Raw genomic sequence first — 1,201 nt, 5'->3', positions numbered from 1 at the left:
GAGTTTCCGGCCTTTGATCACGGCGGCGGGCTGGGTGTCCCGCCGGGATTTTGCAGCAGGATCGGTGGCTTGTTGCCGATGACCCCGTGCGGCCGATCCTCGTTGTAGTAGCTGAGCCAAGCCTCCATCTTTTCCGTCGCATCCGCAAGCGTCAGGAGCCAGTGCGTGTTCAGGCACTCGCTGCGGAAGCGTCCGTTGAACGCCTCGATGAAGGCGTTATCGGTGGGTTTGCCAGGGCGAGAGAAGTCCAAGGTAACGCCCTTGGCATAGGCCCAGAGGTCGAGGTCGCGACTGACGAACTCGGAGCCCTGATCGACCCGGATCGTCTTCGGATAGCCCAGTTTACCGCAGACCCTTTCCAGCGTGGCGACGGCGTCCTCGGCCCGGTAGCTGAAGCGGGGATCGACCGCCGGCGAGAAGCGCGAGAAGGTGTCGACCACTGTCAGCACCCGGATCTTGCGGCCCGTGGCGAGCTGATCATGGACAAAGTCCATCGCCCAGACATCGTTCGGCCGCGTCGCCGGTGCGCGATCCTCGCGCAGTTTCGCCTTGACCCGACGCTTGGGCGTCTTGTTCCGGAGCTGCAAGCCTAACTCATTGTAGATCCTTCGAATCCGCTTCTGGTTGACATGCCAGCCCTCGCGCCGCAGCAGCACGTCGACACGGCGATAGCCATAGCGAACGCGGGTCTCGCAGATCGCCTTGATCCGGGCTGCCAAGAGGGCCTGGTCGGGCCGGCTCGATTTGTAGTGGTAGCTGGACGTGTCGAACTCCAGGACCGCACAGGCCCGCCGGATCGACACCTGCCACTCGCCACACATCACGCCGACGAGCTCGCGCTTGCGACCAGGCCTCAGAGCTTTCGCCGGATGACGTCCTGCAGCATCTCCCGGTCCAGCGCCAGGTCGGCGACGAGCTTGTGCAGCTTCGCGTTCTCGTCCTCGAGCTGCTTCAACCGGCGCATCTCGGCCGGCAGCAGCCCCTCGTACTTCTTCTTCCAGTTAAAATAGGTCGCTTGGCTGATTCCGGCCCGGCGGCAGATCTCCGCCACCGGAATCCCGTCCGCGCCCTGCTTCAGGATGAACGCCTTCTGGGCGTCCGAGAACTTCGAATCCTTCATCGTCTTCCGCTCCTCCCAGCCCAAGGGAAACGACACGGAAAACTCTAGCCCAAAGCGATCCAGTTTTAAGGGCTCAGATCA

At 62.9% G+C, this 1,201-nt stretch carries 1 protein-coding gene; it reads right to left on the bottom strand.

Translation table 11 applies throughout. The features are described 5' to 3' along the window. Positions 1-17: 17 nt before the first annotated feature. Positions 18-1,120 (bottom strand): IS3 family transposase gene (locus GV161_RS30850; RefSeq protein WP_152012430.1). Its coding sequence is split into 2 segments (ribosomal slippage): positions 18-859 and positions 859-1,120, totalling 1,104 coding nucleotides; the frame shifts between segments, so codons are not numbered across the junction. Between the last annotated feature and the right edge of the window lie 81 nt (positions 1,121-1,201).

This window comes from Bosea sp. 29B (assembly GCF_902506165.1).
Lineage (GTDB): Bacteria > Pseudomonadota > Alphaproteobacteria > Rhizobiales > Beijerinckiaceae > Allobosea.
This window is presented reverse-complemented; position numbering and strand designations above follow the sequence as displayed.